Source organism: Amycolatopsis sp. WAC 04169 (assembly GCF_003947535.1).
GTDB classification, from domain to species: domain Bacteria; phylum Actinomycetota; class Actinomycetes; order Mycobacteriales; family Pseudonocardiaceae; genus Amycolatopsis; species Amycolatopsis keratiniphila.
The window spans coordinates 278,619-303,174 of the sequence record NZ_QHJI01000007.1 but is presented as its reverse complement, the minus strand read 5'-3'; the positions used below and the strand labels follow the sequence as shown (position 1 = coordinate 303,174).

At 69.6% G+C, this 24,556-nt stretch carries 24 protein-coding genes; 9 read left to right on the top strand and 15 right to left on the bottom strand.

Going from position 1 to position 24,556, the window contains the following annotated elements; genetic code table 11:
* Nucleotides 1-13: 13 nt before the first annotated feature.
* The 5 genes from DMC61_RS20705 to DMC61_RS20685 all read right to left on the bottom strand — a co-directional run bounded on the left by DMC61_RS20705 (nucleotide 14) and on the right by DMC61_RS20685 (nucleotide 5,656).
* Complete coding sequence (locus DMC61_RS20705; RefSeq protein WP_125690687.1) at nucleotides 14-883, bottom strand: carbohydrate ABC transporter permease; 870 nt, start codon at nucleotides 881-883, stop codon at nucleotides 14-16.
* Nucleotides 880-1,854, bottom strand: a complete 975-nt coding sequence (locus DMC61_RS20700) for a carbohydrate ABC transporter permease (protein ID WP_125690686.1) — start codon at nucleotides 1,852-1,854, stop codon at nucleotides 880-882. Before DMC61_RS20700 ends, DMC61_RS20705 begins: the two co-directional genes overlap by 4 nt.
* Entirely contained in the window at nucleotides 1,832-3,205 is a 1,374-nt protein-coding gene (locus DMC61_RS20695) for an ABC transporter substrate-binding protein (protein ID WP_125690685.1), read from the bottom strand. Before DMC61_RS20695 ends, DMC61_RS20700 begins: the two co-directional genes overlap by 23 nt.
* Nucleotides 3,206-3,422: 217 nt before the next feature.
* Nucleotides 3,423-4,427 (bottom strand): LacI family DNA-binding transcriptional regulator, encoded by a 1,005-nt coding sequence (locus tag DMC61_RS20690; protein WP_125690684.1) that lies wholly within the window; start codon nucleotides 4,425-4,427, stop codon nucleotides 3,423-3,425.
* A gap of 32 nt (nucleotides 4,428-4,459) precedes the next feature.
* Nucleotides 4,460-5,656: an MFS transporter gene (locus tag DMC61_RS20685; RefSeq protein WP_125690683.1), complete on the bottom strand. Its 1,197-nt coding sequence runs from the start codon at nucleotides 5,654-5,656 to the stop codon at nucleotides 4,460-4,462.
* A gap of 57 nt (nucleotides 5,657-5,713) precedes the next feature.
* On the opposite strand from DMC61_RS20685, the gene DMC61_RS20680 reads away from it, so the two are divergent.
* Nucleotides 5,714-6,259 carry a hypothetical protein gene (locus DMC61_RS20680; protein ID WP_228688372.1) on the top strand — a complete coding sequence of 182 codons (546 nt, stop codon included), beginning with the start codon at nucleotides 5,714-5,716 and terminating at the stop codon, nucleotides 6,257-6,259.
* Between the two features lie 115 nt (nucleotides 6,260-6,374).
* Nucleotides 6,375-7,763, top strand: a complete 1,389-nt coding sequence (locus DMC61_RS20675; protein WP_125690682.1) for a PepSY domain-containing protein — start codon at nucleotides 6,375-6,377, stop codon at nucleotides 7,761-7,763.
* A gap of 43 nt (nucleotides 7,764-7,806) precedes the next feature.
* Here the strand turns inward: DMC61_RS20675 and DMC61_RS20670 are convergent, their stop codons facing one another.
* Complete coding sequence (locus DMC61_RS20670; protein WP_125690960.1) at nucleotides 7,807-9,141, bottom strand: MFS transporter; 1,335 nt, start codon at nucleotides 9,139-9,141, stop codon at nucleotides 7,807-7,809.
* A gap of 121 nt (nucleotides 9,142-9,262) precedes the next feature.
* On the bottom strand, nucleotides 9,263-9,904 hold the full coding sequence (locus DMC61_RS20665) for a TetR/AcrR family transcriptional regulator (protein ID WP_016333863.1): 642 nt from the start codon (nucleotides 9,902-9,904) through the stop codon (nucleotides 9,263-9,265).
* Nucleotides 9,905-10,016: 112 nt separating this feature from the next.
* Here DMC61_RS20665 and DMC61_RS20660 point away from each other — a divergent pair, with 112 nt between their 5' ends.
* Both DMC61_RS20660 and DMC61_RS20655 read left to right on the top strand, forming a co-directional pair.
* Nucleotides 10,017-10,865: a shikimate dehydrogenase gene (locus tag DMC61_RS20660; protein WP_125690681.1), complete on the top strand. Its 849-nt coding sequence runs from the start codon at nucleotides 10,017-10,019 to the stop codon at nucleotides 10,863-10,865.
* Nucleotides 10,855-12,618 carry a bifunctional sugar phosphate isomerase/epimerase/4-hydroxyphenylpyruvate dioxygenase family protein gene (locus DMC61_RS20655; protein WP_125690680.1) on the top strand — a complete coding sequence of 588 codons (1,764 nt, stop codon included), beginning with the start codon at nucleotides 10,855-10,857 and terminating at the stop codon, nucleotides 12,616-12,618. The genes DMC61_RS20660 and DMC61_RS20655 overlap by 11 nt, the downstream gene beginning before the upstream one ends.
* Here the strand turns inward: DMC61_RS20655 and DMC61_RS20650 are convergent.
* Complete coding sequence (locus DMC61_RS20650) at nucleotides 12,602-13,135, bottom strand: hypothetical protein (protein ID WP_125690679.1); 534 nt, start codon at nucleotides 13,133-13,135, stop codon at nucleotides 12,602-12,604. The two genes, DMC61_RS20655 and DMC61_RS20650, sit on opposite strands and share 17 nt — an antisense overlap.
* A 104-nt stretch (nucleotides 13,136-13,239) precedes the next feature.
* Here DMC61_RS20650 and DMC61_RS20645 point away from each other — a divergent pair, with 104 nt between their 5' ends.
* Entirely contained in the window at nucleotides 13,240-13,815 is a 576-nt protein-coding gene (locus DMC61_RS20645) for a TetR/AcrR family transcriptional regulator (protein ID WP_125690678.1), read from the top strand.
* Nucleotides 13,816-13,827: 12 nt separating this feature from the next.
* Here the strand turns inward: DMC61_RS20645 and DMC61_RS20640 are convergent, their stop codons facing one another.
* The 4 genes from DMC61_RS20640 to DMC61_RS20625 all read right to left on the bottom strand — a co-directional run bounded on the left by DMC61_RS20640 (nucleotide 13,828) and on the right by DMC61_RS20625 (nucleotide 17,605).
* The gene (locus DMC61_RS20640; protein WP_125690677.1) at nucleotides 13,828-14,301 is read right to left on the bottom strand and encodes a hypothetical protein; all 474 of its coding nucleotides are present in this window, start codon (nucleotides 14,299-14,301) and stop codon (nucleotides 13,828-13,830) included.
* A 74-nt stretch (nucleotides 14,302-14,375) separates the two neighbouring features.
* Nucleotides 14,376-15,551 carry a 4-hydroxybenzoate 3-monooxygenase gene (locus tag DMC61_RS20635; protein WP_125690676.1) on the bottom strand — a complete coding sequence of 392 codons (1,176 nt, stop codon included), beginning with the start codon at nucleotides 15,549-15,551 and terminating at the stop codon, nucleotides 14,376-14,378.
* 32 nt (nucleotides 15,552-15,583) lie between these two features.
* Complete coding sequence (locus DMC61_RS20630) at nucleotides 15,584-16,354, bottom strand: IclR family transcriptional regulator (RefSeq protein WP_125690675.1); 771 nt, start codon at nucleotides 16,352-16,354, stop codon at nucleotides 15,584-15,586.
* A 12-nt stretch (nucleotides 16,355-16,366) separates the two neighbouring features.
* The gene (locus DMC61_RS20625; protein ID WP_125690674.1) at nucleotides 16,367-17,605 is read right to left on the bottom strand and encodes an ArsB/NhaD family transporter; all 1,239 of its coding nucleotides are present in this window, start codon (nucleotides 17,603-17,605) and stop codon (nucleotides 16,367-16,369) included.
* 71 nt (nucleotides 17,606-17,676) lie between these two features.
* On the opposite strand from DMC61_RS20625, the gene DMC61_RS20620 reads away from it, so the two are divergent.
* Nucleotides 17,677-18,900, top strand: a complete 1,224-nt coding sequence (locus DMC61_RS20620; protein ID WP_125690673.1) for an FAD-binding protein — start codon at nucleotides 17,677-17,679, stop codon at nucleotides 18,898-18,900.
* 160 nt (nucleotides 18,901-19,060) lie between these two features.
* Here the strand turns inward: DMC61_RS20620 and DMC61_RS20615 are convergent, their stop codons facing one another.
* Nucleotides 19,061-19,411 (bottom strand): hypothetical protein, encoded by a 351-nt coding sequence (locus tag DMC61_RS20615; RefSeq protein WP_125690672.1) that lies wholly within the window; start codon nucleotides 19,409-19,411, stop codon nucleotides 19,061-19,063.
* A 111-nt stretch (nucleotides 19,412-19,522) separates the two neighbouring features.
* Here DMC61_RS20615 and DMC61_RS20610 point away from each other — a divergent pair, with 111 nt between their 5' ends.
* Complete coding sequence (locus DMC61_RS20610; RefSeq protein ID WP_233594875.1) at nucleotides 19,523-20,701, top strand: PLP-dependent aminotransferase family protein; 1,179 nt, start codon at nucleotides 19,523-19,525, stop codon at nucleotides 20,699-20,701.
* Between the two features lie 131 nt (nucleotides 20,702-20,832).
* Here DMC61_RS20610 and DMC61_RS20605 read toward each other — a convergent pair whose 3' ends face one another.
* Nucleotides 20,833-21,711: an alpha/beta fold hydrolase gene (locus DMC61_RS20605; protein ID WP_125690671.1), complete on the bottom strand. Its 879-nt coding sequence runs from the start codon at nucleotides 21,709-21,711 to the stop codon at nucleotides 20,833-20,835.
* Between the two features lie 91 nt (nucleotides 21,712-21,802).
* Here DMC61_RS20605 and DMC61_RS20600 point away from each other — a divergent pair, with 91 nt between their 5' ends.
* Nucleotides 21,803-22,411 (top strand): TetR/AcrR family transcriptional regulator, encoded by a 609-nt coding sequence (locus DMC61_RS20600; protein ID WP_125690670.1) that lies wholly within the window; start codon nucleotides 21,803-21,805, stop codon nucleotides 22,409-22,411.
* Here the strand turns inward: DMC61_RS20600 and DMC61_RS20595 are convergent.
* A complete protein-coding gene (locus DMC61_RS20595) occupies nucleotides 22,408-23,112 on the bottom strand; it encodes a FadR/GntR family transcriptional regulator (protein WP_125690669.1) in 705 nt (234 codons plus the stop codon). The genes DMC61_RS20600 and DMC61_RS20595 overlap by 4 nt on opposite strands.
* A 161-nt stretch (nucleotides 23,113-23,273) precedes the next feature.
* Between DMC61_RS20595 and DMC61_RS20590 the strand changes: the two genes are divergently transcribed.
* Nucleotides 23,274-24,551, top strand: coding sequence for an SLC13 family permease (locus DMC61_RS20590; protein ID WP_125690668.1), 1,278 nt, complete (start codon nucleotides 23,274-23,276; stop codon nucleotides 24,549-24,551).
* Nucleotides 24,552-24,556 lie beyond the last annotated feature (5 nt).

The window sequence follows — 24,556 nt, the reverse complement described above, 5'->3', positions numbered from 1 at the left end:
GATGCGGCGAGAGTCAGCCTTTGAGGCTGCCGGCGGTGAGCCCGGCGAGGATATGCCGCTGGAACGCCAGGAACAGCGCCACCATCGGCAGGCTGGCCAGCACCATGCCCGCGACGAGCACGTTCAGCGGCATGTCGATGGCCACGCGCTGCAGCATCACCGACAGCGTCTGCTTTTCGGTGTCCGGGAACACCAGCAGTGGCCAGATGAAGTCCTTCCACGCGGCCACCACCGCGAGGATCGAGACCACGGCCAGGATCGGCCGGGAGATCGGCAGGATGATGCGCCACAGGGTGCGCACCGGTCCCGCGCCGTCGAGCCGCGCGGCTTCGATCAGCTCGTCGGGGATCTGGTCGAAGAACCGTTTCAGCAGATAGATGTTGAACGCGTTCGCGGCGGCGGGCAGCCAGACCGCCGCCGGAGAGTTGATCAGGTTGATGTCCAGCAACGGCAGGTCGGCGATCGTCACGTAGGTCGGCACCAGCAGGGCAGCGGCGGGCAGCATCAACGTCGCGAGCATCAGCCCGAGCACGACGTTGCCGAATTTCGGCCGCAGCTTCGACAATGCGAACGCCGCGGGAACGTCGATGGCCAGCTGGGCCAGCCAGGCGCCGCCGGCGACGATGACGGTGTTGAGGAAGTACTTGCCGAGGCTGAGCTGATCCCACGCGTCGGCGAAGGTCTCCGGATGCCACTCGTTCGGAAAGAATGTCGCAGGCGTCTGCGCCAGCTCCTGGGGCGACTTCATCGCACCGGTCACCGCCCAGTACAGCGGGAACAGGAACGCGATGACGAACAGGAGCAGCGTGCAGGCGAAGATCACGGCGTACCCGATCTTGCCGCCGGGGCTGCGGAGCGTGCTGGGGGAGACGAGCGTCCTCATGACTCGTCCGCCTTCCGGGTCAGGCGCACGTACAACGCGGAGAACACCCCGAGCGCGACGAACAACAGCAGGCTCAACGCGCTGGCCGAGCCGAAGTCGTTGTAGACGAAGGCATAGCGGTACAGCAGCAGGAGCACGGTGACGGTGGAGTCGTCCGGTCCGCCGCCGGTCATCACGTACGGCTCGGTGAACACCTGCATGGTCGCGACCACCTGCAGCAGCAGAAGCACCAGCAACACGAACCTCGTCTGCGGCAGGGTGACATGGATCAGGCGTTTCCACAGCCCCGCGCCGTCCAGTTCCGCGGCTTCGTAGAGCTCGCCGGGGATGGTGCCGAGCGCGGCGAGGTAGATCAGCGTGGTGCTGCCCATGTTCGCCCACGTCGACACGAACACCAGCGACAGCATCGACGTGTCGCTCGAGTCCAGCCACTGGCCGCCGGGCAGGCCGACGGTGCCGAGCGCGGAGTTGAACAGGCCGGCGCCCGGGTCGTAGAACCATTTCCACATCAGGGCGGTGACCACCGGCGGCAGCATCACCGGCAGGTAGACCGCCAGCCGGAAGAACGCCTTGGCGTGCCGCAGTTCGTTGAGCAGCACCGCGGTCAGGAACGGCACCACGAACCCGAACACCAGCGCCAGCCCGGTGAACCACAGCGTGTTGCGCCAGGCGATGCCGAACAGCGGGTCTTCGAAGAGGCGGGTGAAATTGTCGAACCCGACCCACGTCGGCGGGTTGACGAAGTCGACCTGCTGGAAGCTCAGCAGTACCCCGCGCACGATCGGATACCACGAGAACAGGGCGAACACCACCAGCGCGGCGCACAGCAGGCCGTACGCGGTGACGTTCTCCTTGAGCTTGCGGCGCACCCGGTTCCGGCGGCGTTCGGCCGCCGAGGCGACCGGCCGACTGGCCCGCGACGACGCTGTCGCGGGCCAGTCGAGGACGCTACTTGACCTGGGCGAGGACACTGTTGACCTTCGACTCGGCCGACGACAGCTGCTGGTCGACATCCGCGTTCCGATCGGTGAGCACCGCCTGCATCACACTGTCGAGGATGGCGTAGACCTGCTGCGCGTTGGGCGGTTCGATGCTGCCCTTGATCCGCGAACTCGCATCCACATAGGACTGGTAGTTCTCGGCGGGAACGTTGGCGTGCTTGGCCTTCACCGCGAGCTGCTGATCACGGACGGCGCCCTGCCAGACGTCCGGGGTCGGCTCGGCCGGCAGCCCGACCGGCTGCTTGCCGTCGACGTACTGCTGGACGTGCTTCTCGAAGCGCTCCGGGTTGAGGTACTTCCAGCGGACCCATTCCAAACCCGCCTTGATCTTCTCCGGCGAGGCCTTGGGGTTGATCATGTAGCCCTCGCCGCCGAGCAGCGTGCCCTGCCCGCCCGGCATGCCCGCGACGCCGTAGTGCTCGTACTTGCCGTTGAACTGCTTGACGAGCACCGGGACGTTGTCCGGGGCGGCCATGTACATGCCGAGCTGGCCGGCGCCCATCATGCGCTGGACGTCCTGGGCTTCGAGCAACTGCTTGCTGCCCATGCTGTCGTCTTCCCACCGCATGGCGCGCAACTGGTTCAGGGCGGCCTTGGCCTTGTCGTTGTTGAAAGCGGCGACCCACTTGTCGCCGTCCTTGCGGGCGACCTCGCTGCCCATGGAGTAGAGCCAGGCGGTCAGATGCCAGCCGCCCTGGTTGTTCTTGCTGTAGTCGGCGTATCCGACGGTGCCGTTGCCCAGCGCGGTGATCTTCTTCGCGGCCGCGCGGACCTCGTCCCAGGTCTGCGGCGGTTTGTTCGGGTCGAGCCCGGCCTTCTGGAACAGCGGGCGGCTGTAGACCAGGCCCATGCTGTAGTTCATCGTCGGGAGGCCGTAGAGCTTGCCGTCGGCATCCCGGAAGTTGTCGAGTAATTCCGGCTTGATGTCGCCGAAGTTCTTCAGGCCCTTGGCCGCTTCGGTGATGTCGGCGGCCTGGCGGCGCGCGATGATCTGCGCGGGGTCGGTGAAGTAGACGTAGTACACGTCTTCGAGCTGCCCGCCGGCGAGTTTGGCGGAGAACGTCTTCGGGTCCATGAACCCTTCGTGCGGCTCGATGTCGATGTCCGGGTGGCTCTCCTCGAACTCCTTGACGTCGGCGTCGAACACGCCGCGCTCGAACGGCTGGCTGGTCGGGGGCTGCCCGGTCACGGTGATCTTGACCTTGCCCCCGGTGCTTTCACCGGAGCCGGAACCGCAGGCGGCCGCGCCCAGGGTGAGTCCGCCCGCAAGGAGCAGGCAGAACATCCGGCGGCGCACGGCGGGGGACCAAGTGCTGCTCATTTTCAAGCCTCATCTCGGGATCGCGACGGCTGTCACGTGATTGCGGTCACTCTAAAGTGAAGCCTCGGATCAACGCAATAACTGGATGAGAACTTGCAACTTCGCGACAGCCGCGGTCGCGAGCGTGCTTCAAGTACATGAAGGCCCCCTTCGCTGCGCTAGGCGCAAGGAAGGGGGCCTTCATGTACGTGGGACGCGACGCCCCGCAATTAGTCGGCTAAACGCGGCGCGCGGTCGAGCCCCGGACGACGAGTTCGGGCGCGAACAGGAGTTCCTCGGCCGCCACCTCGCCGCCGTTTATGCGTTTGACCAGCAGTTCGACCACGGCGCGGCCCATCGCCTCGATCGGCTGGCGGGTGGTGGTGAGCGGCGGATCGGTGCAGTTCATCAGGGCGGAATCGTCGTAGCCGACCACCGAGATGTCTTCGGGCACCGACAGTCCCTGCCGCCGGGCCGCGCGGATCGCGCCCAGGGCCAGGAGGTCGCTCGCGCACAGGACGGCGGTCGCGCCGCGCGGGTACAGCCGGGCCGCGGCCGCGTGCCCGCCTTCGATGGAGAACATGCCGTGTTCGACGAGTTTGTCGAGGACCGGGAGGCCGAGTTTGCCCGCGTAGGCGCGGAAGGCCTCGAGTTTGCGCTGGGACGGGACGTGGTCGTTCGGACCGAGGACGAGACCGATCTTCTCGTGCCCGAGCGAGCTCAGATGCCCGACGACCTGTTCGACGGCGACCGCGTCGTCGCACGAGATCTGCGGCAGCCCGAGGTGGTCGACGGCGGCGTTGATCAGCACCGTCGGCAGGCGGCGTTCGGCGAGATGGTGGTAGTGGGAGTGCACCGCGTCGGCCTGGGCGTAGAGCCCGCCGGCGAACACGACCCCCGAGACCTGCTGCTGCAACAGCAGTTCGACGTACTCCGCTTCGGAGACGCCGCCCGCGGTGCGCGTGCACAGCACCGGGGTGAAACCCTGCTGGGCCAGCGCGTTGCCCATGATCTCGGCGAGCGCGGGGAAGATGGGGTTCTGCAGTTCGGGAAGGACCAGCCCGACCAGGCGGGCACGATCCCCGCGCAGCTGGGTCGGCCGTTCGTAGCCCATCACGTCCAGCGCGGTGAGGACGGCGGCCCGGGTGCTCGCGGAGACCCCGGACCGGCCGTTGAGCACCCGGCTGACCGTGGCTTCACTGACCCCGACCTTGCGGGCGACTTCGGCAAGACGACGCGTCATGGCTGAAACATTACCGCAAGCGAGCGCAAGAACTAGACACTCTTGATCGGTGCGGTCGCCCGGAAGTCGCGCGAGGAAGGAACGAGGGCGGCGGCGGCCGGAGCGGCGAAGCAGACGACCGCGCACGCCGCCAGCACCGGCGCCGCCCCGAACCGGTCGATCGCGGGCGCGATGAGCGCGAGCCCGGCGGGGGCGAGACCGTAGGAGAACAGGAAGTCCAAAGAGGACACTCGGGCGAGCTTCCCCGGTTCGACCTCCCGCTGGGTCGCGGTGAACCAGGGGACGTTGAACAGTTCGATGCCCAGCCCGGCGACGGCGTAGGCGGCGACGACGAAGGCCGGGTGCACCGGGAACAGCAGGCTCAGTGGCGCGAAGCCGTAGCAGCCGAGCCCCGCCAGCGCCGTCCAGCCTTGCCGCTTCGGGCGCCAGCGCGCGATGACGACGGCGCCCGCGAGCGCGCCGAGCGTGTACGCGGTGAGCCCGGCGGCCAGTACCGTTTCGCTGTCGTAGCGGTCGCGGCTGACCAGCGGCAGCACCACGCCGGTGGCGGAATAGCCGGTCGCGACGACGGCGGTCAGCGCGCCGAGCCCGGCCAGGAACCACGGATGGCGGCGGGCTTCGCGGAGACCGTCGGCGAACTCGCCGAAGAAGCGGGTCCCGGCGGCGGCCGGGGCGGGCGTGAAAGTGCCTCGCGGCGGGATCAGCGCCGCGCCCAGCCACAGCACGCCGGTCCCGATCACCAGAGCCGACGTCGAGGCGAACTGGGAGAGCAGGGCGGTGAGCCCCGGTGCGACCAAAGTCGTGACCCGGACGGCGAGGGTCATCGCGGCGTTGGCCTGCTGGCGCCGGTCTTCGGCGATCACCTCGGCCGTCAGCGCCTGGAACGCCGGGCGGCACGCGCCCTGCCCGACGCCGACGACGGCGGCCGCGGTGGCCATCAGCAGGACCGATCGGCCCAGTCCGGTGGCGATCAGCGGAGTGGCGAAACCGGCGATGAGACCTGCCCAGAGCACGACCCCGCGACGGGAATGCCGGTCGGCCAGTACACCGGCCACCGGGACGGCCACGAGGAATCCCGCCGTCCGAGCGGCGAGCACGATGCCGAGGTCCACAGCCGAAAGCGACCGTTGCAGCACCGCCAATCCGAGGATGAACGGCAGGGCCCAGGTCGCCAGCCCGGAGGCGGTGTTCCCGGTCCAGAGCCGGAGGAACGACAGGCTGCGGAGCACCGGGCCGACGATATCAAGGAGAGACAACGGGCCCGTTCGCGCTCTACTCTGCCTCCCGTGCGCACGCCGACCCCGACCCGAGGCCCGGCCCGGCGCCTCCGCGGCGGGGCCGTGGGGGTCCTGACCGGCACCTTGGCGACCGGTGCCCACGTCGGGACCAGCGGCCGCGTCCCGGATCTCGGGGTCGTCGTGCTGCTCGTCGCCCTGCTGAGCTGGGTGGCGTACGCGTTCGCCGGACGCCGCCGCGGCCCGCTCGCGATCCTCGGCCTGGTGGCGGGCGGGCAGCTGGCGATGCACGCCTGCCTGACCTTCCTGACCTGGCAGTCGCACGCCCATCACACCGAATCCCCGGGCAACGGCCTGGCCATGGCCGCCGGGCACGCCGCCGCGACCCTCGTGGTGGCGATGGTGCTCGCGGGCGCCGAGCACGTCATGTACGCGCTCACGACGCTCATCGCTTCGGTCCTTCCCCGGCGGTTGACCCCGCGGCCGGCGACCGCGCCGCTGCGGATCCACGTCCCCCTCGCGGTGGAGTTCCCCGCGACCGAGGCACTCCTGCGGGACGTGCTCTCGCGGCGCGGCCCGCCGGTGACGTCCGCCTGATCCCCGAAACCCTGCCGAGACCCGTGTCGCGGCAGGGCTCAGCACGCGTGCCGTGACCACCCCGGCGCGCGGCGCAGGCGCACGCCTCCCCATCGACGCCTCAGGAGTTCCCCCAATGGCAACGCGAATCGAATCGACCACGAGCCCGCCGCGCGCGACCGGCTGGCGCGGGCTGTTCCTCCGCTTCCACTTCTACGCCGGCGTTCTCGTCGGACCGTTCATCCTCATCGCCGCACTCAGCGGCGTGCTCTACGCGGCGACGCCGCAGATGGAGTCCTGGATCTACTCAGACCAGCTTCGCGCCCCCGTGGGGCTGAGCCAGGCTTCACTCGCGGATCAGGTCAAGGCGGCTCAAGCGGCCCATCCCGGCGGCGACCTGGTCGCCGTCCGGCCCGCTCCCGAGCCGGGCGACACGACTCGCGTACTGTTCGCCGAGGAGGGACTCGGCGAATCCGAACGGCGCGCGGTGTTCGTCGATCCGGCCACCGCGCAGGTGCGCGGGGACCTCGTCGCGTACGGATCGAGCGGCGCCTTGCCGTTCCGGACCACGCTCGACCAGTTGCACCGCAACCTGCTGCTCGGTGAGCCAGGGCGGCTCTACAGCGAACTCGCCGCGTCCTGGCTGTGGGCGGTCGCGCTCGGCGGTCTCGTGCTGTGGGTGAGCCGCCGTCGGGCTCGCCGGGCCGAAAAGACGGAGTCCGCGCGCGGGAAGTCGGTACGCCGTCACGGTTCCGTCGGTCTGTGGGTGCTGCTCGGCGCGTTGTTCCTCTCCGCGACAGGGCTGACGTGGTCGGCGTACGCGGGCGAGAACGTCTCCGCGTTGCGTGAATCCCTCGGCTGGGCCACCCCGGCGTTGAAGGTGACCGGAGGCGACGAGCATGCCGGACACGCGGGTCACGGCGAAGCCCCCGCCGCACCGGCGCCCGCGAAACCCGAGAGCGTGGACGCGATGCTGGCCTCCGCCCGCGCGGCCGGGATCGACGCCGCCTCGGTGGAGATCGGGCTGCCCACGAAACCCGGCGCTCCTTGGCAGGTGGCGGAAGTCGAGCGCGGCTGGCCGACGCAGGTCGACGCCGTCGCGGTCGACGGGATCACCGGGCAGATCCTGGGCGAGGTGCGCTTCGCCGACTACCCGCTGATGGCGAAGCTCGCCCGCTGGGGGATCGACGCGCATATGGGCGTGCTGTTCGGCTGGCCCAACCAGCTCGTGCTGCTCGCGCTGGGCGCCGGTCTGGTCACGCTGGTCGTGCTCGGCTACCGGATGTGGTGGCGGCGCAGGCCGACCAAGGCCACCGGGCTGACCTTCGGACGGCCCATCCCGCGCGGTCAGTGGCGCAAGGCGCCGCCCTGGCTGGTGGCAGGCCTCCTCGTCCTGGCCGCCGCGATCGGCTGGTTCGTGCCGCTGCTCGGCATCAGCCTGCTGGCGTTCCTGGTGATCGATCTGCTGCTGGGCCTGCGATCCCGCGGCCGGTCCACAGCGGACTCGACCGACGTCACGGTGTGAGTTCCGCGCTCGCCGCCCGCAACCGGGCGGCGAGCGCGGTCCATCAGGGAATCGAGCGCGCCACCGGGCCGGACTCCGCGTTCGTCTTCCCGCCGCGAGGCCGGCCGGGGTTCCGACCGTCCGCGCCGAGGTCCTCGGTCGGCACGTGGTGCGTCTCGCGCGCGGTGAGGGCGGCCGCGGCGCTGATCAGGCACACGGCGGCGGTGAAGACGGCGACGCCGAGCCAGTCGCCCTTCCCCGTGCCGATCGCGGCCACCACACTCGGGGCGAATCCGGCGATCGCGAACCCGATCTGGGTGCCGATCGCCATCCCCGAAAGCCGGACCTTGGCGCTGAACATCTCACCGTAGAACGACGGCCACACCCCGTTGACGGCGCTGTAGGCCACGCCGAACAGCAGGATGCCGACGACGAAGATCAGCGGATACGAACCGTCCGAAATGGACCACAGGTACGGGAAGATCAGCGCCGCGCAGGCGAGACAGCCGGCGATGAACACGGGTTTGCGGCCGACCCGGTCGGAAAGTCCGGCCAGGAACGGGATCGCGAGCAGCGCTACGACGTTGGCCAGTACGCCGACCCACAGGATCGGCCCGCGGTCCAGCCCGATCGTGTTGACCGCGTAGCTCAGCGCGTACACGGTGAAGATCGTGCTGACCGAGGCGATGGTGGCCGCGACGACGACGCGGAGCACGTCCTTCCAGTGCGTCCGGAACAGCACGGCGACCGGCAGTTTGGCGACGTCGGACCGGTTCTGTTCGAACACCGGGGTTTCGTCGATCTTGCGGCGGATCACGAAACCGACGACCACCACGGCGGCGCTGCACCAGAACGGGATCCGCCAGCCCCAGGTGAGCAACTGGTCCTGCGGGAGCGCGGCGATCGGCAGGAAGACCGCGGTGGCGAGGATCTGCCCGGCCTGGGTGCCGCTGAGGGTGAAGCTCGTGTAGTAGCCGCGCCGGTGGGACGGCGCGTGTTCCAGTGACATCGAGTTGGCGCCCGCCTGTTCGCCGGCGGCCGAAAGTCCTTGCAGGAGGCGGAGGATCACCAGCAGCACCGGTGCGAGCACGCCGACCGAGGCGTACGTCGGCAGGCAGCCGACCAGGAACGTCGTCACGCCCATCAGCACCAGCGTGAACACCAGGACCTTCTTGCGGCCCAGCCGGTCGCCGACGTGCCCGAGCACGAACGCGCCGACCGGCCGGGCGAGATAGCCGACGCCGAAGGTCGCCAGCGCGAGGAGCGTGCCGGTGGCGGGGGAGGAGGCCGGGAAGAAGACCTTGTTGAACACCAGCGCGGCGGCGGTTCCGTAGATGAAGAAGTCGTAGTACTCCAGGGCACTGCCGATCCAGGCGGCCGATGCGGCCTTGCGGGGCATGCCTTGCGTGACAGGGGAGGGAGAGGCCACGTCGACGCTCCAAGGGGACGGACAACAATGTACGATCTAGTTAGTTAATACAGCCTGCGAGACGGTGTCCCGGTTGTCAAGAGCCGGGATTTCAGGCGGTCAGGTACTCGATCACCAGGTCGCCCAGCATCAGGCGATAGTGGGCGCGGCGCGCGGGGTCGAGCATGTCCCGGCCGAAGATCGCGGAGAAGGTGTGCCGGTTCGCGAGGCGGAACACGCAGAACGAGCTGATCACCATGTGCACGTCGAGAGCGTCGACGTCTTCGCGGAACCGGCCGGCCTCACGGCCGCGGTCGAGGATGCGGGAGAGTACGTCGAGAGCCGGATTCGCCATACCGGACAAGGCTTCCGAGCGTGCGATGTGCTCGCCGTGGTGGATGTTCTCGATACTCACGAGACGGATGAAGTCCGGGTTCGCCTCGTGGTGGTCGAAGGTGAGCTCGGCGAGCTGGCGGATCGCGTCCTCGGGTTCGAGGTGGTCGACGTCCAGATCCTGTTCGAGCGCGCGGATGGTCGCGTACGCCCGCTCGAGCGCGGCGACGTAGAGCTGCTCCTTGCCGCCGAAGTAGTAGTAGATCATCCGCTTCGTGGTGCTCGTGCGAGCGGCGATCTCGTCCACTCTCGCGCCGGCGTAGCCCTTGTCCGCGAACTCCCTGGTGGCCACCGCGAGGATTTCGGCGCGGGTGCGTTCCTTGTCGCGCTGGCGCTCGACCTCGGACGACGGTGCGGCCACCTGACTCCCTCCGAACCGCTGGTGGAAGGCCTCACTGTAGCGCAGCCCTTCTCGTGCCGACCGGTCCGCGCTACAGTGAACTCACTAGTTCGTACATTAAGGGAGGATCTTGGTGAGCGGCTACCTCATCGGCCTGGCCGGCACCGGCATCGGGCCGTCGCTGAGCCCGGCGCTGCACGAACGGGAAGCCGACGAACTCGGGTTGCGCTATCTCTACCGGCGCCTCGACCTCGACGTGCTGAGGCTGCCGATCGGCGAGGTGCTGGCCGCCGCCCGGATCGCGGGCTTCGACGGGCTCAACATCACGCATCCGGTGAAACAACAGGTGTTGCCGTATCTCGACGAGGTGGCACCCGACGCCGCGGCGCTCGGCGCGGTGAACACGGTGGTGTTCCGCGAAGGGCTCGCGACCGGGCACAACACGGACGCGACCGGGTTCGCCCGCAACCTCACCCAAGGGCTGCCGGACGCCGACATGGACACCGTCGTCCTTTTGGGTGCGGGCGGAGCGGGCGCGGCGGTGGCCCACGCCCTGCTCTCCCTGGGCGCCGGGCGGCTGATCGTGCACGACGTCGACGCCACGCGTGCCGGAACTCTGGTCTCCGCGCTGCGACGGCGTTTCGGTGACGACCGGGCCCTTTCCGGTTCCCTTGACGACCTCCGCGATGCCGACGGCCTCGTCCACGCCACGCCGACCGGGATGGCCGCGTACCCGGGGTCACCGGTTCCCGCCGAGTCGCTGCGCGAGGACATGTGGGTGGCCGACATCGTGTACCGGCCGCTGGAGACCACGCTGCTCAAGCAGGCGCGCGAGCGGGGCTGCCGGACGCTGCACGGCGGCGGGATGGTGGTGTTCCAGGCGGCGGACTCGTTCCGCCTGTTCACCGGCGTGGAGCCGGACGCCGACCGGATGCTCCGGCATTTCGAAGCGCTGGAAGGGAAACCCGCCCATGCCCGGTGACACCGCCATCGCGACCGTCTGCCTCTCCGGCACGCTTGAGGACAAACTCGCCGCGGCCGCCGCGGCGGGTTTCCACGGTGTCGAGATCTTCGAGAACGACCTGATCGCGTCGAGGAGGTCGCCGTCGGAGATCCGGCGGCTCTGCGCGGATCTCGGGCTCACGATCGACCTTTACCAGCCGTTCCGCGATTTCGAGGCGGTGCCGCCGGATCTGCTCCGGTCGAATCTCCGCCGGGCGCGCCGGAAGTTCGACCTCATGGCCGAACTCGGGGCGGACACCGTCCTGGTCTGTTCCTCGGTCTCGCCGGATGCCGTCGACGACGACGATCTCGCCGCCGCCCAGCTCCGGGAATTGGCCGAACTGGCTGGGGAACGCGGGATCCGCGTCGCCTACGAAGCGCTCGCGTGGGGCCGGTTCGTGAACACCTACGAGCACGCGTGGCGCATCGTGCGGCGGGCCGATCACCCGGCCCTGGGCGTCTGTCTCGACAGCTTCCACATCCTGTCCCGGCGCAGCGATCCCCGCGCGATCCGGACGATCCCGGGGGAGAAGATCTTCTTCCTGCAACTGGCCGACGCGCCGTTGCTGGACATGGACGTGCTGCACTGGAGCAGGCACCACCGGCTCTTCCCCGGGCAAGGCGCGTTCGACCTGACCGCGTTCACCGGGCACGTGCTGGCGGCCGGCTATCGAGGCCCGCTTTCGCTGGAGGTCTTCAACGACGTCTTCCGGCAGGCGGACCCGCGGCCCGCCGCCGTCGACGCCATGCGATCGCTGGTGGCCTTGCGTGAATCCGTTGGCACGCTTGAGGTTCCCCAGGCGCCTCGGCTGGGCGGGCACGCCTTCGCGGAACTGGCCGTGCCGGGGGCCGTGCTCGCGGACCTCGGCTTCGCGCACGTCGGAACACATCGCTCGAAACCGGTCCAGCTGTGGCAACAGGGCTCCGCGCGCCTGCTGGTGAACGAAACCGCCGCGGACGGCACGATCGGCGCGCTCGGCCTGACCAGCGCGGATCCGGCCGGTTCGGCGCGGCGTGCGGAAACGTTGCTCGCCCCCGTGCTGCCCCGCGAGCACGGCCCCGGCGAGGCGGACCTTTCCGCCGTCGCCGCGCCGGACGGCACCGAGATCTTCTTCTGTGGCGGCGATGAATGGCTCCGGGACTTCGTGCCGACCGGGGCGGCGCCGTCCGGGGCGGGGATCACCGGCATCGACCACATCGCCTTGACCCAGCCTTTCGACCGTTTCGACGAGGCGACGCTGTTCTACCGTTCGGTGCTGGGCCTGCGGCCCGAACCGGTGGCGGAGTTCGCGGCACCGTTCGGGCTCGTGCGCAGCCGGGCGGTCGGTGACGGGGACGTCCGGCTGACGCTGGACAGCGCGCTGGTGAGGCGAGGGGAGTGGGCTCCTGGAGTGCCTTCGCCGCAACACATCGCGCTCGCTTGCGATGACGCTCTTGCCGTCGCGCGTGCCCTGCGGGAGGCCGGTGCGCCACTGCTGGAGATCCCCGGGAACTACTACGACGACCTCGAAGCGCGGTTCGATCTGCCCTTCGCCGCGGAGCTGCGGGAGAACTCGGTGCTGTACGACCGTGACGAGCACGGTGAATTCCTGCACTTCTGCACCGAGCTGGTCGGGGCGCGGGTCTTTTTCGAGGTGGTGCAACGGATCGGCGGGTATCGCGGCTACGGGGTGGTCAACACGCCGGTGTCCATGACCGCGCATCGGGAGCGGCGTCTCAGCCTTGCACGCTGAGCTGGGTGTGCCGGCCGAGGCGGAGCGCTGAGACGAGGAAGAAGATCCCGCCGAGTACGGCGTATCCGGCCAGGTTGCGCAGTGACGCGTCCGGCTGGGTGGCTTGCAGGACGAAAGCGGTGCCGGCGAGGGTCGAGATGGCCCCGCTGGCGATCATCGCCCACTGGCCGCCCAGTTCGCGGCGGCCGATGCCGACGGCGAGCTGGACGAGGCCGGACACGACCGCCCAGGCACCCCACACGCGCAGCACCGCCGGGATGCCGGACGCGGCGGCGAACGCGAGGCCGATTCCGGCGACCGCGCTGATCGCGATGTTCACGTACAGACCTGTTGTGTCCTTTGACGAACGAAGGTCGATGACGGCGGCGACCACGTCGAACAGCGGGTACAGCACCAGCAGCGCGACACTGACCGGCCCGAGCTTCGACGCGCTCGTGAACAGCAGGCCCGCCCACACGAGGGCGAAGCCGAAACGAACGAAGTACAAGCGCCGGAGGGTGGCGGTTTGGCTGCTCACGGGAGCTCCTTGAAGTGGTGAGGAGAACGTTCGGTCTACCGAGACCCTGACAGTGCGGCGCGGCAGCGTCAAGACCGAACGTTCTATCCCGTAAGATGGCCGTAATGGTCAAAGGTCAAGCTTCCGAAGCGCGCACGAGGTTGCTCACCACGGCGACGAGGCTCTTCTACACGGAGGGCATCCACGCCGTGGGTATCGATCGGATCGTCGCCGAGGCCAAGGTGACCCGCGCGACCCTCTACCGGCATTTCCCGGGCAAGGACGATCTGATCGTCTACTACCTGCAGGAAGCCGACCAGGCGATCCGTGGGCAGCTTGACGCCATCGTCGCCAAGGGGGCGCCGGCGCCCGGCACACTGCGGGCGATCGCCGCGAACATCACGGAGGGCATCCGGTCACCCGGCTTCCGCGGTTGCGCCTTTCTCAACGCCGCGTCGGAGTATCCGGACCCGGCCCATCCCGTGCACCAAGCCGTCCTCGCCCATCGCCACTGGTTCGCGGGGTTGATCACCGACGTGCTGGCGCACTTGGGAAACGCGCGGGCCGAGGTCGCGGCCCGGCGCTTCGTCCTGCTGCGGGACGGCGCGATGGCCACCGGTTGCCTGACCGACCCAGCGCCGGTCTGTGAAACCTTCCTCGAGGGAGTCGAAGACCTGCTGCGGCTTCACGTCACGTCGTGAGCGCGGGAGCCGTCAGCTCGGCGGCTGCGGAGGCTGCTGTGCCGGAGGCGTGGGCTGCTGACCCTGCGGGGCATAGCCCGGCTGCGCGGGCGGGTAGCCCGGCTGGGCGGCCGTCGGGTAGCCGGCAGGCGGCGCGAAGCCCTGCTGCTGCCGCGAAGAACGACCGCTTTTGACGACCGCGATCGCGACCAGCAGCCACGAGAGCAGCGAGGCGATGTCGAACACCATGCCCACCGCGAGGTAGATCCAGCGGATGGAGTCGATGGAAAGGTCGCCGGACTCGCTCCAGTCTGGCACGTTCAACGCCACGAACTGCCACGCGATCGCCAACACCGTCGTGACGAGCATGACCGCGAAAGCGGCCACCATCAGGCCGGAGACTCCCCGGGCGCGTCCTTTGACCGAGACGATCAGGCCGAGAAAGCCCACCGCGAGTTGCAGTACGAGGGGGATGGTCTCGACGCTCGCGAACGATAAGGGGGACATGCCTGCCTTCCACAGCTCTCCGCCGGACGTCCGGCCACGTCGAGGATCCTATGCGGTGACGACCCCGCGTGTGGTCAGAACCCGATGGGCAGTCCCGCGTAGTTCTCCGCGAGCCCGGCCCGGCCCGCCTCGCTCCGTGCCAGCCATTGCAGCTGCGAAAGCTGCAATTGCCGGTCGAACGGATCGTCCGAGCGGTGCAGCATCGTCGTCATCCACCACGAGAAATGCGTACACCGCCAGACCCGGCGCAGCGCGGTGTCGGAGTAGGCGTCGGCGAGCGTGAAGTCCTTGTCCCGCACCAAAGCGGCCAGCGCGGGGGCGAGGAGGGCGACGTCGGCGACGGCGAGGTTGAGGCCCTTGGCGCCGGTGGGCGGCACGATGTGGGCGGCGTCGCCGGCGAGGAAGAGGCGGCCGTGCCGCATGGGCTGCTGCACGAAACTGCGCATGGGCAGCACGCTCTTGTCGGTGATCGGCCCCGGAGTGAGGGTCCAGCCGTCCTGGCCGTGGCCGAGCCGGGTGGCGAGCGCCTCCCAGATCCGCTCGTCGGACCAGGTGCCGATATCGGTGCCGTTGGGCACCTGCAGGTACAGCCGGCTGACGGTGGCCGAGCGCATCGAGTGCATGGCGAAACCGTCGGGATGCCACGCGTAGATGAGCTCGTCGGTCGACGGGGCGACGTCGGCGAGCACGCCGAGCCACGAGTACGGATAGGTGCGCTCCCACGTCTGCTTTCCGGCGTCGGGGATCGCGGTGCGGCAAGGCCCGAAGGAGCCGTCGCAGCCGACGACGGCGTCGGCGTCCAGGCGCTGCTGTACGGCGTCCGCGTCGGTGAAGGTGACATAGGGCCGGTCGGTCTCGATGTCGTGCACGGCGGTGCCGGTGACCTCGTAGTGGATCTGTTGCCCGGCCGCCGCACGCGCCTTGCCGAGATCCTTCGTCACCTCGGTCTGGCCGTAGACGGTGACGCTTCGCCCGACCAGGTCCACGAAGTCGAGATGGTGCCGCTCCTCGGGCCACTGCAGGTAGATACCGCGGTGCTCGTCGCCCTCGCGGTCGAGCCGGTCGCCGAGACCGGTCTCGCGGAGGAGGTCCACTGTGGACTGTTCGAGGATGCCTGCCCGGATCCGCGCCTCGACGTACTCACGCGAGCGGGTCTCCACGACCACCGACTCGACCCCCGCCAGATCGAGCAGATGCGACAGGAGGAGTCCGGCCGGGCCGGCGCCGACGATGGCGACTGGGGTGCGCATGACCGGAGTCTGGTCGCGTGACCGCCGAACGCCTAGCTTTCGCTTCCACTCAGTGAAACCCGCAGGCTCCGGCCGATCCCGGCGGCCGCGACCTGGAGCGCGGAGATCAGCCGCGCCCGGCCTCGGCTCAGATCCGGGACGACCAGACCGAGCGCCGCGACGACGTCCCCACCGGACGGCCGGATCGGGACGGCGACCGAGCAGGCGCCCCGGCTCATCTCCTCGACGGTCTGCGCGTAGCCCTCCCGGCGGACGCGTCGCAACTGTTCGCGCAGGCGCCCGGGCTGGGTGATGGTGTACGGCGTGACACGGGTGAGCGAGGCGAGCACCCGACGCTGGACGTCCTCCGGTGCCCAAGCCAGCAGGACCTTTCCGACCCCGGTGGCATGTAGTGGTAGCCGCCCGCCGATCCGGCTGACGACCGGCACGGAAGCGTTCCCGGACAGCCGGTCGAGATAGAGCACCTGGTCACCGTCGCGCTCGCCGAGATGCACGGTGGCGCCGGTCGCGCCGTAGAGGTCCTGGAGGAACGGAGCGGCGACCTGCCGCAGTTCGAACTGGACGGGCGCGAGCAGCCCGAGATCCCACAGTCGCCTGCCCACGGCGTATCGATCTTCGCGCCGTTCCAGCGCGCCCAGGCCGACGAGATCGCGGGCGAGCCGGTGCGCGGTGGGCAGGGGCAGGCCGGCGCGGCTCGCGAGTTCGGTCAGCGACAGTTCGCGATGGTCGACGTCGAAGGCGCCGAGCAGCGCGAACGCCCGCGAGACGACCCCGGCGCCGGGCGTGGACAGATTGCCGGGCATTCGCCCATGTTCTCACTGAGTGGAAGTCAGGGCGAGGCCGAGCCACAGACCGGCGACGGCGAGCACGATGGACGCCGGAACGGTCAGCAGGCCGAGCCTGGTGAACTCGCCCAGATCGGGCCGGGTGTCGTGCCGGTGCAGGATCCGCCGCCACAACAGCGTGGCCAGCGAGCCGACGTAGGTGAGGTTCGGGCCGAGGTTGACCCCGATCAGCACCGCCAGCACCACCGGTGTCCCGCCCGCGGTGGCCAGCGGCAGCAGCACGAGCACCGCGGGCAGGTTGTTGATCAGGTTGGCGAGCACGGCCGCGCCGGCGGCGGCGCCGAGCAGGGCGAGGAACGAGGTCGACGTCGGCACCAGGTGGCCGAGCGCCTCGTCCAGTCCGTTGTCGACCACGGCGCGGACCACGATCGCCAGTGCGAGCACGAAAGCGACGAAGGGGATGCTCGCCGAGCGGACGATCGCGGCGGGGGAGGTCCGCCGCTGCGCGAGGGCGCGGCAGGCCAGGACGGCGGCTCCGGCGAACGCGGCCCACGCGGGGCTGACGTCCATCAGCGAGGTGATCACGAAACCGGCCAGCGTCAGGCCGAGCACGACCAGGACGAATGCCGGGACCTTCCCGGCGGCCACCACCTTCCCGCCACGCGGCCGGGCCGCCAGGTCGGCGGCGAAGAACCGGCGGAACACCAGGTATTCGGTGAGGACCGCCGCGAGCCAGGGCAAGGTCATCAGCGCGGTGAACCGCAGGAACGAGATCCCGGTCGCGGCGACGGCGAGCAGATTGGTCAGATTCGACACCGGCAGCAGCAGCGAGGCGGAGTTCGCGAGATGCGTGCAGGCGTAGGCGTGCGGTTTGGCCCGCGCGCCCATCCGCGCGGCGGTGGCGAACACGACGGGGGTCAGCAGCACGACGGTGGCGTCCAGGCTGAGCACCACGGTGACCGCCGCCGCGACCGCGAACACCGCGGGCAGCAGCCGTCGCGGTTTCCCCCGGCTGAACCGCGCCATGAGCGTTCCCGCCGCTTGGAACAGCCCTTCGTCGTCGCACAGCTTGGCCAGGACGAGCACCGCGGCGATGAGGCCGACGACCGGCGCGAGCCTGGTGACCTCGTCGAGGGCGTCGGGAAGCGAGATCGCCCCAGCCGCCAGCACGATCCCGGCGGCAGGGACGGCGGCGACCGCCTCCGGCAGGCCGCGTGGCCGGATCACCGCGAAGGCCAGGACGATCAGCAGGAGCGCGATGGACAACAGCTCGCCGGGAATGCCGGTCAGCGTGGACCTCCTCAGGGTGGAGCCGACTTCGGCAATCTAGGCTGGGCCTGGTGCGCGAGACGAACTGGGCGGGCAATCGGACCTTCACCGCGGAGCGGATCCTTCGCCCGCGCGATCTCGACGAGGTTCGAGAAGCGGTCTCCCGAGCGGCCGCGGTCAAGGCGCTCGGCAGCAGGCACTGTTTCAACGACATCGCGGACTGTCCGGGTGGTGTCCTGCTCGACTTGTCCGCGCTCGGTACCGAGGTCGTCCTCGACCCGGAATCGGCGACGGTCACGGTACCCGCGGCGGCCCGCTACGGCGACATCGCGGTCCAGGTGCACGCGGCCGGTTTCGCGTTGGCCAACCTCGCTTCGCTGCCTCATTGCACCGTGGCGGGCACTGTCGCGACGGCGACGCACGGCTCCGGGCGGCGTAACCAGAGCCTCGCGTCGGCGGTGTCCGGGTTGGAGCTCGTCACCGCGGACGGTGAGGTGAAGACGTACACCCGGCACGACGGGGTCGTGGTCGGGCTCGGCGCGCTGGGTGTGGTGACGCGGCTGACCCTCGACCTGGTGCCGTCCTTCGACCTCCGGCAGGACGTCTTCGACGGCCTGCCCTGGGAGTCGGTGTACGACCATTTCGACGAGATCCAGGACGCGGGTTACAGCGTCAGCCTGTTCACGAACTGGGCCCGCGACGAGGTCGACCAGGTCTGGGTCAAGGGGCCGGGGCGGCCGGGTGCGGACTTCTTCGGCGCGAAGGCGGCGGACGGGCCGCGGCATCCGGCCCACGCGGCGGGCATCCCGGCGGACAACTGCACGCGGCAGCTCGGGGTGCCGGGCCCGTGGCACGAACGGATCCCGCATTTCCGCCTGGCTTTCACGCCCAGCATCGGGAACGAACTCCAGACCGAGTACTTCGTGCCCCTCCGGCACGCCGTCGCGGCGATGGAGGCGATGCGCGCCATCGGGGACCGGCTGGCACCCGTGCTGCTCACCTCGGAGATCCGCACGGTCGCGGGGGACGAGCTGTGGCTCAGCCCGTTCCACGGCGGCGACCGGATGGCACTGCATTTCACCTGGCTGCCGGACGAGGACGCGGTCCGGGCGCTGCTGCCCGTGATGGAGGACCGGCTGGCGCCGTTCGACGTCCGGCCGCATTGGGGGAAGCTCTTCCACCGGGCGGCGGAGTACCCGAAGCTGGCGGATTTCCGGGCGCTGGCCACCGAACTGGACCCGGACGGCAAGTTCCGGAGCCCATTCGTCCGGCGGCACGTTTTCGGCGAGCGCTAGGCCGTGTCCTGCAAGTCTTGTTCGCGGTCTTCGCGCCCAGGCGGCCCCTGGCGGCACGGGCGGATGCGGCCGAGTACGACCCGGTACGAGGCCGATCCGCCCGCACCGCCAGGAACCACCTGGATCACGAAGCCCATCGAACAGACTTACAGGACACGCCCTAGTCCGACTGCGACCAAGCGGCGACGGGCAGTGCGAGATACACGCCGACGTCGTCGATGCCGGTCGCGGACTCGATGCTCGTGCGCAGCAGGTCCACCCGCTCCTGGCGGTTGTCCGCCCGGCTCGGGAACCACTTCGACCGGACCTCGACGAGGAGGTCGAGTCCGAAGCGGTCGAACGGCCCGGGGGTGCGGAAGCGAAGTTCCACGTCGCCCGGCTGGAGGTCGCCGTCGTAGGGCTCCTCGGGGCATTCCACCGCGAGGGACACGAGATGCGGCAGGACCGAGCCGAGTTCGCGCAGGGTGGCTTCGGGAAGATGGGGCGCGTAGGTGATTTCCACGAGTGGCACGGACAACAGCCTAGGACAGGCGAAACTGCTATCGTGGCGGTAGTTGCTTGCTCGCGCGGGAAGATCCCCGGCTGCTGCACTGGAGCCGCACGTTTCTCCCGAGGAGCTGCCATGTCTCTTCCCCTTGCCCGTCGTATGGACGGTGTCACCAGTTCTCCCGTGCGCGATCTGCTCGCGCTCACCGCCCGCCCGGGCGTGATCTCGTTCGCCGGCGGCATACCCGCGCCGGAACTGTTCGATGTGGACGGCCTCCGCGCCGCCTTCGACCGGGCACTCGCGGACGGCGCCGCCCAGCGCGCCTTGCAGTATTCGCCCACTGAAGGGAATCCGCGGCTGCGTGAGCTGCTCGCGCAGCGGCTGTCCGGCCGCGGGCTCCCGACCACTGTGGACGATCTCCTGATCACCACGGGTTCGCAGCAGGGCCTGCAACTGCTGAGCACCGCGTTGCTCGACCCCGGCGCCACCGTGCTGGTGGAAGAACCGGTGTATCTCTCGGCGCTGCAGTGCTTCCAGCTCGCGGAGGCGCGCATCGTGCCCGTCCCCGGTGACGAGGAGGGGATCGACCCGGCGGCGCTGGACGAGATCGCGGCCAGGGAACGGCCTTCGCTGCTGTATCTGGTCCCGACGTTCTCGAATCCGTCCGGGCGCACGGTCAGCCCGGCGCGCCGGCGTGCGCTCGCGGAAGTGATCGCGCGCCACGGGTTCTGGCTCGTCGAGGACGACCCGTACCACGAACTCCGGTATCGCGGCGAACGCGAGGAACCGCTGTCGGCCCGTCCGGAACTCGCCGGGCGCACGATCTACCTCGGCACCTTCTCGAAGGTGATCTCCCCGGGGATGCGGCTGGGCTGGTTCCGGGCGCCGGGCGAGCTCCTGCGGCGGGTCACGATCCTCAAGCAGGCGACCGATCTGCACACGTCGACCATCGATCAGGCGGCCGCGGCCGAGTATCTGGCCGCCGCGGACCTCGACGCGCACGTGCGGCGGCTGTGCGCGACCTACCGCGTGCGCCGCGACGCGATGATGGCCGAACTGCCCGCGGTCACCCCGCCCGGAACGATCTGGACCGACCCGGACGGCGGGATGTTCGTCTGGGTCACCCTTCCCGGCGGCGCGGACACGGACCGGCTGCTCCCCGAGGCGTTGCGTCACGACGTCGCTTTCGTACCGGGCTCGGCGTTCCAGGTGGGGGAGCCGGACCGGTCGGCGTTGCGGCTGTCGTTCGCCGCGCACGGTGCGGAGACGATCGCCGAAGGGCTGCGGCGGTTGGGCAAGGTCTTGTCGCGGTGATCGCCGGGGCGTGGGCAAAGGCGTGACTCACGTGATCAGGCACGTAACTCGCGTGATCAGGGGCGTAACTCGCGTGATCAGAGGGACGACACGCGTGTCCAGAGGGACGACGCGCCGTGTCGCCCGAGCAGTCACGCCCATTCGGTGATCACGGCGGCCGTCTTCGCCGGTTGGTCCTCGGCCGTGTAGGCGTAGCTGTCGGAAATGGTCTTGAGCGGCGCGTCCAGCCGCTCGGCGAACCGCCGGGCGTGGGCGAGCGGGAACACGCGGTCCTCGGCGGCCCAGGCGAGCAGGATCGGCTTGGCGAAGCGGTCGGTGAGGCGGGCCGCCGCCTCACGGGTGTACCGCGCGGACACGCTCCCGATGGCCTTGCGGCCGTCGTGGCGGATCGCCGGATCAGTCAGCACCGGGCCGATGAAGCTCTCCATGGCCCGGGCGTCGATCGGGTACTTGGCCAGCCAGCCGTAAGTGTTGCGCCAGCGCCAGGTGCGGCGGATCCGCAGTGCCTGGTAGAGCGCCCGATAGGTCGCGGGATGGGCGGCGGTCGTCTTGAGGAGCTCGAAGCCGCCGGGGCCGGGCGGCCAGGAGCACTCCGGGGTTTCGCAGCTGTTGAGCACCAGGCGCGCGATGCGGTCGGGGTACGTCGTGGCGGCGATCTGGCTGTAGGCGCCGCCGGAATCGTTGCCGATCAGCGTGACGTCGGTCAGATCGAGCGCTTCGAGGAACTGCGCGATCACGGCGGCCATCCCCGGCGGGGTCAGGTCGGCGTCCCGCCGCATCGGGACGAGGTGCCCGCCGAGCGGCCAGTCCGGGGTGATGCAGCGGAAAGCGGGGGAGAGCAGCGGGACGAGCGCTCGCCAGAGATTCGCGTTCACCAGATAGCCGTGGACGAAAACGAGCACCGGACCCGTCCCGGTCTCGTGATAGCGCACGGTTCCCGAGGGGAGTTCCGCCTCCTTCACGGCGCCGAGCCGGGGATCGCGCCAGCTGGTACCTGCCCAGTTCGTCATGCCCGCCGCCTTTCGTCCGAGACTTCTTGTAATCGTTGCAAAACTGTAGCGTGGTTCTTGCAACGGTTACAAGAACCGGTAAGCTCACGGGGTGGACCCGCGCAAGGAACGGACCATCGCCGCGCTCCTGCGCGCCGCGGACGAGGTCTTTCGAGAACGCCCAGTCGACGACGTCACCGTCGAGGAGATCGCCGAACGGGCGAACGTCGCGGTCGGCTCGCTCTACAACCACTTCGGCTCGAAAGCGGGCCTGCATGCGGCGGTGGTGGAGCGCGCGCTCCAGGCCGATCGCGAGTACATGGATCGCGCGTATGTCCCCGGCCGCACGCCGATCGAGCAGATCTACGCCGCGGCCGACGAGTACCTGGCGTTCTATCTGGCCAACCCCGACTACTTCCGGATGCTGGCGTTCCCGCGCGAGCCCGGTGGCTACGCGGCGGGCCACGAACTCGCCGAGCGGCTCGCCCGGTCGGTCGCCGAGCAGAACGCGCGACTCGTGCGCGCCCTGCGGGAAGGCATGGCGGCGGGCGACTTACGGGACATCGACGCCGAGGAGGCCGCCACCGTGCTGTGGGCGGCGTGGAACGGCGTCATCAGTCTCGGCTGGCGGCCGGATGCCTTGCGGCGCGACGAAAAGCAGCTTCGCCGGCTGCTCACCGTGGCCACGGAGATCGCCGCGAAAGGTCTGCTCGTGCGTTAGTCGGCCTGCGGGTCCCAGGTCAGCAGCCGGACCTTGCTGACGGTCTGGACGTGCTGTCGCATCGCGTTCGCCGCCGCCTTCGGTGCGCCTGCCCGGATGGCCTCGGCGATCCTCTGGTGCTGGCTCAGCGAACGCCACGGCCTGCCGGGCTGCCGCAGCGACTCGTTCCGGCTTTCCGCGATCTGCATGTCGATCGAGCGCATGAACTCGGCGAGGAGGGCGTTCCTCGCAGCCGCGGTGATCGCTTCATGGAACCGGCGGTCGCCCTCGGCGCCGTGCCCACCGTCCTCGATCTCGGACTTCATGAACTCCAGCGCCGCGTCGATGGCGGCGAGATCCTCGTCGGATCGCCGCAGCGCGGCCAGCTCGGCCAGCTTGGTCTCCATCGCTTCCCGTGCTTCGAGCACTTCCGGAAGCCGGCTGCGACGGGCGACGAGTTCGTCGACCGGTTCGACGTCGAGGTGGTCGTTGCGCAGATAGGTGCCCCCGCCGTGGCGGGACTCGAGCAGCCCCTGCACTTCGAGCACGACGATCGCCTGCTTGATCGACGCACGGCTGACCCCGAGCCGCTCGGCGAGATCGCGTTCGCTGGGGAGCTTGTCTCCCGCGTGCAGGCCGGACTCCTCGACGTGCGCCTTGATCCGCTCGACGACCTGCTCGTAGAGCTTCGCCCGGTTCAACCGGCTCAACGCCTCCGGCACTCGGTCCCCTCCCGTGACTGGACAAGTGGCTCAGCCAATTTACCACCCATCCCTTCACTGGCTGATCCCTTGACAGAGTGAGCCACTCGCAGGGAAAGTGGCTCAGCCACTAGTCCACTCGGCCACTCGCCAGGGGGCTCCCGCCGTCAAGGAGGACGGTCATGTCCGCCCAGCTGATCTCGATCCTCGTCCTCGTGGTGATCTTCGCGCTCGCCACGACCCGCTCGATCAACATGGGGGCACTAGCCTTCGCCGGCGCGTTCCTCGTCGGCACTCTCGCCGGTGGACTGGACACCGACGGCATCTTCGCCGGCTTCCCCGGCGACATCTTCGTGGTGCTGGTGGGGGTCACCTATCTGTTCGCCATCGCCAGGGCCAACGGCACCACCGACTGGCTGGTGGCGGCGGCCGTCCGGCTGGTCGGCGGCCGGATCGCGCTCATCCCGTGGGTGATGTTCGTGGTCACCGGCGCGCTGACCGCGATCGGCGCGGTGAGCCCGGCGGCCTGCGCGATCGTCGCGCCGATCGCGCTCGGTTTCGCCGCCCGCTACAAGATCAGCCCGCTGCTCATGGGCGCCATGGTGGTGCACGGCGCGCAAGGCGGCGGGTTCTCGCCGATCAGCGTCTACGGCTCGATCGTCAACGGCATCGTCGAACGCAACCACATCGCCGGCAGCCCCGTGGTGCTGTTCTTCGCGAGCCTGGGCATGAACCTCGCCATCGCGGGCGTCCTCTTCGTCGTCCTCGGCGGGACCAAACTGCGGCGCCGCCAGCTCGTGACGGCGGGCGCCGGCGGAGCCGAGACCGACGAGGAGCCGCTGCCGCACGAACAGCGCATTCCCTTGGACGGCCCCAAGATCGTGACGCTGACCGGGCTGGTCGCGCTCGTCGTCGGCACCCTGGTGTTCGACCTCGACCCCGGGCTGACCGCCATCACCGTCGCCGTCCTGCTGAGCGTCGCGTGGCCCAAGACGAGCCGCTCCGCGGTTTCCGAAATCACCTGGCCGACGGTGCTGCTGATCTGCGGCGTGCTGACCTACGTGGCGGTGCTGAAGGAGATCGGCACCATCGACTACGTCGGCAACGCGGTCACCACCGTGGGGATCCCGCTGCTCGCGGCGCTTCTCCTCTGCTACATCGGCGGTGTGGTCTCCGCGTTCGCGTCTTCGGTCGGGTTGATGGGCGCGCTCATCCCGCTCGCCGTCCCGTTCCTGGCGCAGGGCACGATCGGGCCGGTCGGCATGATCGCCGCCCTCGCGGTCTCGGCGACGATGGTGGACGTCAGTCCCTTCTCCACCAACGGTGCGCTCGTCCTCGCCAACGCGAAGGACGTCGACCGCGACAAGTTCTTCAAACAACTTCTGGTCTACGGGGCGCTCGTGGTGGCCGTCGTGCCGCTGATCGCCTGGCTCGTGTTCGTCGTGCCCAACTGGGGCTGAGGAGG

Bases quoted from the DNA above. Each gene is read 5' to 3' on its own strand.
- DMC61_RS20695 (WP_125690685.1), bottom strand. From the start codon at position 3,205: ATGAGCAGCACTTGGTCCCCCGCCGTGCGCCGCCGGATGTTCTGCCTG.
- DMC61_RS20590 (WP_125690668.1), top strand. From the start codon at position 23,274: ATGTCCGCCCAGCTGATCTCGATCCTCGTCCTCGTGGTGATCTTCGCG.
- DMC61_RS20645 (WP_125690678.1), top strand. From the start codon at position 13,240: ATGGTCAAAGGTCAAGCTTCCGAAGCGCGCACGAGGTTGCTCACCACG.
- DMC61_RS20655 (WP_125690680.1), top strand. From the start codon at position 10,855: ATGCCCGGTGACACCGCCATCGCGACCGTCTGCCTCTCCGGCACGCTT.
- DMC61_RS20675 (WP_125690682.1), top strand. From the start codon at position 6,375: ATGGCAACGCGAATCGAATCGACCACGAGCCCGCCGCGCGCGACCGGC.
- DMC61_RS20605 (WP_125690671.1), bottom strand. From the start codon at position 21,711: ATGACGAACTGGGCAGGTACCAGCTGGCGCGATCCCCGGCTCGGCGCC.
- DMC61_RS20635 (WP_125690676.1), bottom strand. From the start codon at position 15,551: ATGCGCACCCCAGTCGCCATCGTCGGCGCCGGCCCGGCCGGACTCCTC.
- DMC61_RS20670 (WP_125690960.1), bottom strand. From the start codon at position 9,141: ATGCCCCGCAAGGCCGCATCGGCCGCCTGGATCGGCAGTGCCCTGGAG.
- DMC61_RS20705 (WP_125690687.1), bottom strand. From the start codon at position 883: ATGAGGACGCTCGTCTCCCCCAGCACGCTCCGCAGCCCCGGCGGCAAG.
- DMC61_RS20640 (WP_125690677.1), bottom strand. From the start codon at position 14,301: ATGTCCCCCTTATCGTTCGCGAGCGTCGAGACCATCCCCCTCGTACTG.
- DMC61_RS20690 (WP_125690684.1), bottom strand. From the start codon at position 4,427: ATGACGCGTCGTCTTGCCGAAGTCGCCCGCAAGGTCGGGGTCAGTGAA.
- DMC61_RS20630 (WP_125690675.1), bottom strand. From the start codon at position 16,354: ATGCCCGGCAATCTGTCCACGCCCGGCGCCGGGGTCGTCTCGCGGGCG.
- DMC61_RS20610 (WP_233594875.1), top strand. From the start codon at position 19,523: ATGTCTCTTCCCCTTGCCCGTCGTATGGACGGTGTCACCAGTTCTCCC.